Below are 8,970 nucleotides of genomic sequence, written 5' to 3' on the forward strand. Positions count from 1 at the left end.
GGATCAGCGCGAGGCGACGGGGGCGGAGCCCCAAGCCGGGCCGGGCGGGCCCGGGGCGGCCACCGTACCCGGGGCAGGGGCAGCGGGTGCGGCCGTCAACGCTGCGGCCGCCGGGGCGGCGCCCGGCTCGGGCCTCGGCGCGGTGCCGGGGCCGGCGAGGGCGGCGGGCGGGTCCGGGGGCGCGGCTGTGAAGGCTGGGGCTGTGCCGACCCGGTCTGGGGGCGTATCGGGGGTGGCTGCCGGGCCCCGGGCGGGGCGGAGGGCGGCTGTCGGAGCCGGGTCAGCGGGTGCGACCGGCAACGTGGCGGCTGCCGGGGCGGTCCCCGGCCTGGGCCTCGGTGCGGGGGTGGCGGGCGGGTCAGGGGACGCGGCTGTCGCCTCCGGGGCGGGGGCGAGGGCGGCTGTCGGGTCAGGGGGTGCCATTGCCCCGTCCGGGTGCGGGGCGTCCGGAGTGGCCGGGTCCGGGGTGTACGGGGGTGGGGTCATCGGGGGGTCTCGTATTCCGGGGTGAGGAGGTCCGCGATGTCCAGGACGTGGTAGCCCCGCATCGAGGGGAGGCAGCTGCCCCGGACCGGGCCGATGGCCGACGCCCAGTCGGCGGGGACCGCCGCGGCCCCGGAGAGGGCGCCGGACAGGGCGCCCGCCACCGCCGCCGTGGTGTCGGCGTCGCGGCCCATGTTGACGGCCGTCAGGACCGAGGACGGGAAGTCGCCGCCGCACGCGGCGAACGCGCCGAACGCCAGGCCGACGGCTTCGGGCGCGAGGTCGGTCCAGGGGTAGCCCCCGATGACCACCGCCGACCGCACCGCCCGTTCCCCGCGCGGGGCGGCGGTGACCGCGCGCCGCAGGGAGCGGGCCGTCCAGGAGTCGGACGGGATGACGGACAGGGCCGCCGAGACCACGGAGGCGGGGGAGCCGCCCGCCATCGCGGCGGCGACACCGGCGGCCACCGCCTGGCCCCCGTAGATGCCCTCCCCGTCGTGGCTGACCGTGCCGTCGATGGCGACGAGCCGGGCCGCCTCCGCCGGGCGGCCGGCGGCGAACACCCCGAAGGGGGCCGCGCGCATGGCCAGACCGTCGGACCAGGCGTGGCGGTGCTGCGCCGAGATCGGCGCGGCCAGGCCCCTGCGGAGGTTCTCCAGCGTGCCCCGCTCCGAGAAGCCCGCCCCGCGGAACGGTCCCTCGTCCAGGTCGGCGATCCAGTGGTGCCAGGCCCGCTCGACGTGCGCGACGGTGAGCGCCGAACCGTGCCGGGCCAGCAGCAGGCCCGAGAAGATGGCGTACTCCGTGTCGTCCGTGCCCGCCGGGTCCTCGGACACGAACCCCTCGATCCGGCCCCACTTCGCCCGGATCTCCGACGGTTTCATGTTCTCGGCGGGGGCGCCCAGCGCGTCACCCACCGCGAGGCCGAGAAGAGCGCCCCTGGCCCGTTCGAGGAGGACCTGCGGATTGCATGCAATCAGCTCCATGGGGCGCCTCTCCAACGTGATGGGACTCATGATGAGCCCTTGGGGGATTTGTGCCACGGCATGAGGTTTGTCGCTCGCCGCGAAACACCACCCGGGCGCACCCGTCACCCGGTCGCCAATCCACGAAACCCCAGGTAAGTACGGCCTTCCTTGCTGGCGGGCGGCAAAAATCGTGCGTAGTTTCGAGGTGTTCAGGGGGAGTGGACGCCTGCGCGTCGCCTGCGCGTGCCCACTCGTACAAAAGGGGAGACAAGCCGCATGTCCATCATCGACACCGAAGCGCCGCTTCACACCGCCCACCGCGACAACCACACCCACCGTGACGTCAATGGTGGCTGGCTGCGGCCGGCCGTCTTCGGTGCCATGGACGGGCTCGTCTCGAACCTCGCCCTGATGACCGGCGTGGCGGGCGGCGCCGTCGCCCCGCAGACCATCGTGATCACGGGCCTGGCGGGCCTCGCGGCAGGCGCCTTCTCGATGGCCGCCGGCGAGTACACGTCCGTCGCCTCGCAGCGCGAGCTGGTCCTCGCGGAACTCGACGTCGAACGTCAGCAGTTGCGCAAGCACCCGATCGACGAGATGGAGGAGCTGGCCGAGCTGTACGTCTCGCGCGGCGTCCAGCCCGCCCTCGCCCGCGAGGTGGCCATGCAGCTGTCGCGCGACCCGGAGCAGGCGCTGGAGATCCACGCCCGCGAGGAGCTCGGGATAGATCCCGACGACCTGCCGTCGCCGGTCGTCGCGGCGGTCTCGTCCTTCGGCTCCTTCGCGCTGGGCGCGCTGTTCCCCGTACTGCCCTACCTGCTCGGCGCGACCGCCCTGTGGCCGGCGCTGCTGCTGGCGCTGGCCGGGCTCTTCGCCTGCGGCGCGGTCGTCGCCCGGGTCACGGCCCGGTCGTGGTGGTACAGCGGTATGCGCCAGCTTGTCCTGGGTGGCGCCGCCGCCGGTGTGACGTACATCCTGGGAAGCTGGATCGGTGGCGCCATAGGCTAACCGGCGCGGGAGTGAGACACTATGCGGTACGCAACATAAGTAGTCCGTTACCCGGCGGTTTCGATTCCGTTGCCGCGGGGCATCAGACCAGGGCGCCCGGGCAATGATGCCCGCCTCGCGCCGGGATCTTCGACCCGGGTTGTGTCCGCAGAAGTCGTGCAGCAATCCTCGCAACCTCCGCGAAGGTCCCTTTCTTTCTGATTCGTGCGGTGTCCGCATGCTGGAATGCAATATCCGCCTCGCGGGATTGCCGTCATCATGTAACCTGCACGAAATTTCGCAGAGGGCCAACGTCGTCCCTCGGCTATGCACATATGCCACGACGACGACGGGAGAGCCGATGCGTTCCGCATCCACGCACTCCGCGACCGGCCCCAGCACCACCGCCTGGTCGCCCATGGACGGTCGCCCCGCCCAGCAGGGCATGTACGACCCGCGCAACGAGCACGACGCCTGCGGCGTCGGCTTTGTGGCCAACCTCAGCGGCGAGGCCAGCCACACGCTGGTCGAGCAGGCGCTGACCGTATTGCGGAACCTCGAGCACCGCGGCGCCACCGGCTCCGAGCCGGACTCCGGCGACGGCGCCGGAATCCTCTGCCAGGTGCCGGACGCGTTCCTGCGCGAAGCGGCCGGATTCGACCTCCCCGAGGCCGGCGCGTACGCCGTCGGCATCGCCTTCCTGCCCGCCGACGGCCCCGCACAGGCCGTCGCCGTTCAGCAGATCGAGGCGATCGCGGCCCAGGAGAACCTGACGGTCCTCGGCTGGCGCGAGGTTCCGGTCACCCCCGACCTGCTCGGCAACGGCGCCCGCGCCACCATGCCGGCCTTCTCGCAGCTGTTCGTCAGCAATGGCAGCAGTGGCATCGAGCTGGACCGCAAGGCCTTCGTGCTGCGCAAGCGCGCCGAGCGCGAGGCCGGGGTCTACTTCCCGTCGCTCTCCGCGCGCACCATCGTCTACAAGGGCATGCTGACCACCGGCCAGCTGGAGCCCTTCTTCCCGGACCTCTCCGACCGCCGCTTCGCCTCGACGCTCGCCCTGGTCCACTCCCGGTTCTCGACGAACACCTTCCCGTCCTGGCCGCTCGCCCACCCGTACCGCTTCGTCGCGCACAACGGCGAGATCAACACGGTCAAGGGCAACCGGAACTGGATGAAGGCCCGCGAGTCCCAGCTGGCGTCGGAGGCCTTCGGCGAGGGCGCCCTGGACCGGATCTTCCCGATCTGCACCCCGGACGCCTCCGACTCCGCCTCCTTCGACGAGGTCCTGGAGCTGCTCCACCTCGGCGGCCGCTCGCTCCCGCACAGCGTGCTGATGATGATCCCGGAGGCGTGGGAGAACCACACCTCCATGGACCCGGCCCGCCGCGCCTTCTACCAGTACCACTCCACGATGATGGAGCCCTGGGACGGCCCGGCCTGCGTCACCTTCACCGACGGCACCCAGGTCGGCGCGGTCCTCGACCGCAACGGTCTGCGCCCCGGCCGCTACTGGGTCACCGACGACGGCCTCGTCGTCCTCGGCTCCGAGGTCGGCGTACTCGACATCGACCCGGCCAAGGTCGTCCGCAAGGGCCGCCTCCAGCCCGGCAAGATGTTCCTCGTCGACACCGCCCAGAAGCGGATCATCGAGGACGACGAGATCAAGGCCGAGCTGGCCGGCGCCGCGCCGTACGCCGAATGGCTGGAGACCGGCGAGATCGAGCTGACGGACCTGCCCGAGCGTGAGCACATCGTGCACACCCACGCCTCCGTCACCCGCCGCCAGCAGACCTTCGGCTACACCGAGGAAGAACTGCGGATCATCCTCGCGCCCATGGCGCGCAGCGCGGGCGAGCCGCTCGGCTCCATGGGTACGGACTCCCCGATCGCCGCCCTGTCCGAGCGCCCCCGGCTGCTCTTCGACTACTTCACCCAGCTCTTCGCGCAGGTCACCAACCCGCCGCTGGACGCCATCCGCGAGGAGCTCGTCACCTCGCTGCTGTCCTCGGTCGGCCCGCAGGGCAACCTGCTCGAGCCGACCGCCGCGTCCTGCCGCAGCGTCACCCTGCCCTTCCCGGTCATCGACAACGACGAGCTGGCCAAGCTCATACACGTCAACGCCGACGGCAACATGCCGGGTCTGAAGGCCGCCACCCTCTCCGGCCTCTACCGGGTCTCCGGTGGCGGCGAGGCACTGGCCGCGCGCATCGACGAGATCCGCGCCGAGGCCGACGCGGCCATCGAGGCCGGCGCCCGCCTGATCGTCCTGTCGGACCGCCACTCGGACGCCGAGCACGCGCCGATCCCGTCGCTGCTGCTCACCTCCGCCGTGCACCACCACCTCATCGCCACCAAGCAGCGCACCCAGGTGGGTCTGCTGGTCGAGGCCGGCGACGTCCGCGAGGTCCACCACGTCGCGCTGCTGATCGGCTACGGCGCGGCCGCGGTCAACCCGTACCTCGCCATGGAATCCGTCGAGGACCTGCTGCGCGCCGGTACCTTCCTCTCCGGCCTGGAGCCGGAGCAGGCCATCAAGAACCTGATCTACGCGCTCGGCAAGGGCGTCCTGAAGGTCATGTCCAAGATGGGCATCTCCACCGTCGCCTCCTACCGCGGCGCCCAGGTCTTCGAGGCCGTCGGCCTCGACGACGAGTTCGTCGCGACCTACTTCAACGGCACCGCCAGCAAGATCGGCGGGGCGGGCCTGGACGTCATCGCCAAGGAGGTGGCCGCGCGCCACGCCAAGGCGTACCCGGCCTCCGGCATCGCGGCCACGCACCGCGCGCTGGAGATCGGCGGCGAGTACCAGTGGCGCAGGGAGGGCGAGCCGCACCTCTTCGACCCGGAGACGGTCTTCCGCCTCCAGCACGCCACGCGCAACCGCCGGTACGACATCTTCAAGCAGTACACGGAGCGGGTGAACGAGCAGTCCGAGCGCCTGATGACGCTCCGCGGGCTCTTCGGGTTCAAGAGCGAGGACCGGCCGTCGATCTCCCTCGACGAGGTCGAGTCGGTCGCCGACATCGTCAAGCGCTTCTCCACCGGCGCCATGTCGTACGGCTCCATCTCCAAGGAGGCGCACGAAACCCTCGCCATCGCCATGAACCAGCTGGGCGGCAAGTCCAACACCGGTGAGGGCGGCGAGGACCCGGACCGGCTGTACGACCCGGCGCGCCGCTCGTCCATCAAGCAGGTCGCCTCCGGCCGCTTCGGTGTCACCAGCGAGTACCTGGTCAACGCGGACGACATCCAGATCAAGATGGCGCAGGGCGCGAAGCCCGGCGAGGGCGGCCAGCTGCCCGGCCACAAGGTCTACCCCTGGGTCGCCAAGACCCGGCACTCCACCCCGGGCGTCGGCCTGATCTCCCCGCCGCCGCACCACGACATCTACTCCATCGAGGACCTGGCTCAGCTGATCCACGACCTCAAGAACGCCAACCCGGCGGCCCGCATCCACGTGAAGCTGGTCTCCGAGGTCGGCGTGGGTACGGTCGCCGCCGGTGTCTCCAAGGCGCACGCGGACGTCGTCCTCATCTCCGGCCACGACGGCGGTACGGGCGCCTCCCCGCTCACCTCGCTCAAGCACGCGGGCGGCCCCTGGGAGCTCGGCCTCGCCGAGACCCAGCAGACCCTGCTGCTCAACGGGCTGCGCGACCGCATCGTGGTCCAGACGGACGGCCAGCTCAAGACCGGCCGCGACGTCGTCATCGCCGCGCTGCTCGGCGCCGAGGAGTTCGGTTTCGCGACCGCGCCGCTCGTCGTCTCCGGCTGCGTCATGATGCGCGTCTGCCACCTGGACACCTGCCCGGTCGGCATCGCCACCCAGAACCCGGTCCTGCGCGACCGGTTCTCCGGCAAGCCCGAGTTCGTCGTCAACTTCTTCGAGTTCATCGCGGAGGAGGTGCGCGAGATCCTCGCCGAGCTGGGCTTCCGTACGATCGAGGAGGCCGTCGGCCACGCCGAGCTGCTCGACACCAGCAAGGCCGTGACGCACTGGAAGGCCCAGGGTCTCGACCTGGAGCCCCTCTTCTACGTGCCCGAGCTGCCCGAGGGCGCGGTCCGCCACGCCCTGGTCGAGCAGGACCACGGTCTGGAGAAGGCCCTCGACAACGAGCTGATCAAGCTCGCCGCCGACGCGCTGAACGCCGCCACGGCCGAGGAGGCCCTCCCGGTCCGCGCCCAGGTCGCGATCCGCAACATCAACCGGACCGTCGGCACCATGCTCGGCCACGAGGTCACGAAGAAGTTCGGTGGCGCGGGCCTGCCCGACAACACCATCGACCTGACCTTCACCGGTTCGGCCGGGCAGTCCTTCGGCGCCTTCCTGCCCAAGGGCGTCACCCTTCGCCTGGAGGGCGACGCCAACGACTACGTCGGCAAGGGCCTCTCCGGCGGCCGCGTCGTGGTCCGCCCGGACCGCGGCGCCGACCACCTCGCCGAGTACTCCACCATCGCCGGCAACACCATCGGCTACGGCGCCACCGGCGGCGAGATGTTCCTGCGAGGCCGCACCGGCGAGCGCTTCTGCGTCCGCAACTCCGGCGCGCTGGTCGTCTCGGAGGGCGTGGGCGACCACGGCTGCGAGTACATGACCGGCGGCCAGGCGGTCGTCCTCGGCGAGACCGGCCGCAACTTCGCGGCCGGCATGTCGGGCGGCGTCGCGTACGTCATCGACCTCGCGCTGGAGAACGTCAACGTCGGCAACGTGGGCGCGGTCGAGACCGACCTGTCCGACGCCGACAAGCAGTGGTTGCACGATGTGGTGCGCCGCCACGAGGAGGAGACCGGCTCGACCGTGGCCGCGAAGCTCCTGGCTGACTGGTCCGCGTCGGCGGACCGCTTCAGCAAGATCATCCCGACCACGTACAAGGCAGTGCTCGCCGCCAAGGACGCCGCTGAGCTGGCCGGACTCTCGGAATCCGAGACCACGGAGAAGATGATGGAGGCGGCGACCCATGGCTGACCCGAAGGGCTTCCTCACCACCCCGCGCGAGACCGCCTGCACCCGTCCTGTGGCTGACCGCCTCAAGGACTGGAACGAGGTCTACGTTCCGGGCTCGCTGCTCCCGATCATCAGCAAGCAGGCCGGCCGCTGCATGGACTGCGGCATCCCGTTCTGCCACAACGGGTGCCCGCTCGGGAACCTGATCCCGGAGTGGAACGACTTCGCGTACCGCGAGGACTGGAGCGCCGCTTCGGAGCGCCTCCACGCGACGAACAACTTCCCGGAGTTCACGGGCCGCCTGTGCCCCGCTCCGTGCGAGTCGGCGTGCGTGCTCGGCATCAACCAGCCCGCCGTCACGATCAAGAACGTCGAAGTCTCGATCATCGACAAGGCCTGGGACAACGGAAACGTCACCCCGCAGCCGCCGGAGCGCCTGTCCGGCAAGACGGCCGCCGTCATCGGCTCCGGTCCGGCGGGCCTGGCCGCGGCCCAGCAGCTGACCCGGGCCGGCCACACCGTGGTGGTGTACGAGCGCGCGGACCGCATCGGCGGTCTGCTCCGCTACGGCATCCCCGAGTTCAAGATGGAGAAGGTGCACATCAACCGCCGCATCGAGCAGATGCGCGCGGAGGGCACGAAGTTCCGTACCGGCATCGAGATCGGCCGCGACCTGAGCGCGACCGACCTGCGCAAGCGGTTCGACGCGGTGGTCATCGCGGCCGGCGCGACGGTCTCCCGCGACCTGCCCGTCCCCGGGCGAGACCTGCGCGGCATCCACTTCGCGATGGAGTACCTGCCGCTCGCGAACAAGGTCCAGGAGGGCGACTTCATGGCGCCCCCCATCACGGCCGAAGGCAAGCACGTGGTCGTCATCGGCGGCGGCGACACCGGAGCGGACTGCGTCGGCACCGCCCACCGCCAGGGCGCGGCCTCGGTGACGCAGCTGGAGATCATGCCGCGTCCGTCGGAGGACCGGGTCGCTTCGCAGCCGTGGCCGACGTTCCCGATGCTGTACAAGGTCACCTCGGCGCACGAGGAGGGCGGCGAGCGGGTCTACTCCGTCTCCACCACCCACTTCGAGGGCGACGAGGACGGCAACGTCAAGGCCCTGCACCTGGTCGAGGTCGAGTTCGTCGACGGCAAGCTCGTCCAGAAGCCGGGTACCGAGCGCGTCCTCCCGGCGCAGCTGGTCACCCTCGCGATGGGCTTCACGGGCACGGACCAGGAGAACGGCCTGGTCCAGCAGTTCGGCCTGGCGCTGGACGCCCGCGGCAACATCGAGCGCGACGCCGCGTACGCGACCAACGTGGACGGCGTCTTCGTCGCCGGCGACGCGGGCCGCGGCCAGTCGCTCATCGTCTGGGCCATCGCGGAAGGCCGCTCGGCCGCCCGCGGCGTGGACCGCTACCTGACGGGCGCGAGCGCCCTCCCGTACCCGGTCAAGCCGACGGACCGCTCGCTGACGGTTTAACCCGGCAGTACCCCTCCCTCCGGGAGGACCCCTCATACGGTCCGTACAACGGTGTACGGAATTCCGACACAGCGCCCGCCAAGGCTCCTTCTTGACGCCGGGCTCGCACCGCTCGG

At 71.2% G+C, this 8,970-nt stretch carries 4 protein-coding genes; 3 read left to right on the forward strand and 1 reads right to left on the reverse strand.

Going from position 1 to position 8,970, the window contains the following annotated elements; translation table 11 throughout:
- Positions 1 to 482 precede the first annotated feature (482 nt).
- Complete coding sequence (locus ACWDYJ_RS01310) at positions 483 to 1,469, reverse strand: ADP-ribosylglycohydrolase family protein (protein WP_451563364.1); 987 nt, start codon at positions 1,467 to 1,469, stop codon at positions 483 to 485.
- Positions 1,470 to 1,727: 258 nt separating this feature from the next.
- Here ACWDYJ_RS01310 and ACWDYJ_RS01315 point away from each other — a divergent pair, with 258 nt between their 5' ends.
- From ACWDYJ_RS01315 to ACWDYJ_RS01325, 3 genes are all read left to right on the forward strand, one after another.
- Complete coding sequence (locus tag ACWDYJ_RS01315) at positions 1,728 to 2,459, forward strand: VIT1/CCC1 transporter family protein (protein WP_451563365.1); 732 nt, start codon at positions 1,728 to 1,730, stop codon at positions 2,457 to 2,459.
- 397 nt (positions 2,460 to 2,856) lie between these two features.
- The gene (gene gltB / locus ACWDYJ_RS01320) at positions 2,857 to 7,401 is read left to right on the forward strand and encodes a glutamate synthase large subunit (RefSeq protein WP_451563573.1); all 4,545 of its coding nucleotides are present in this window, start codon (positions 2,857 to 2,859) and stop codon (positions 7,399 to 7,401) included.
- Positions 7,394 to 8,854, forward strand: coding sequence for a glutamate synthase subunit beta (locus tag ACWDYJ_RS01325; RefSeq protein WP_451563366.1), 1,461 nt, complete (start codon positions 7,394 to 7,396; stop codon positions 8,852 to 8,854). Before gltB ends, ACWDYJ_RS01325 begins: the two co-directional genes overlap by 8 nt.
- Positions 8,855 to 8,970: the final 116 nt, after the last annotated feature.

This window comes from Streptomyces sp. NPDC003042, from assembly GCF_053591315.1.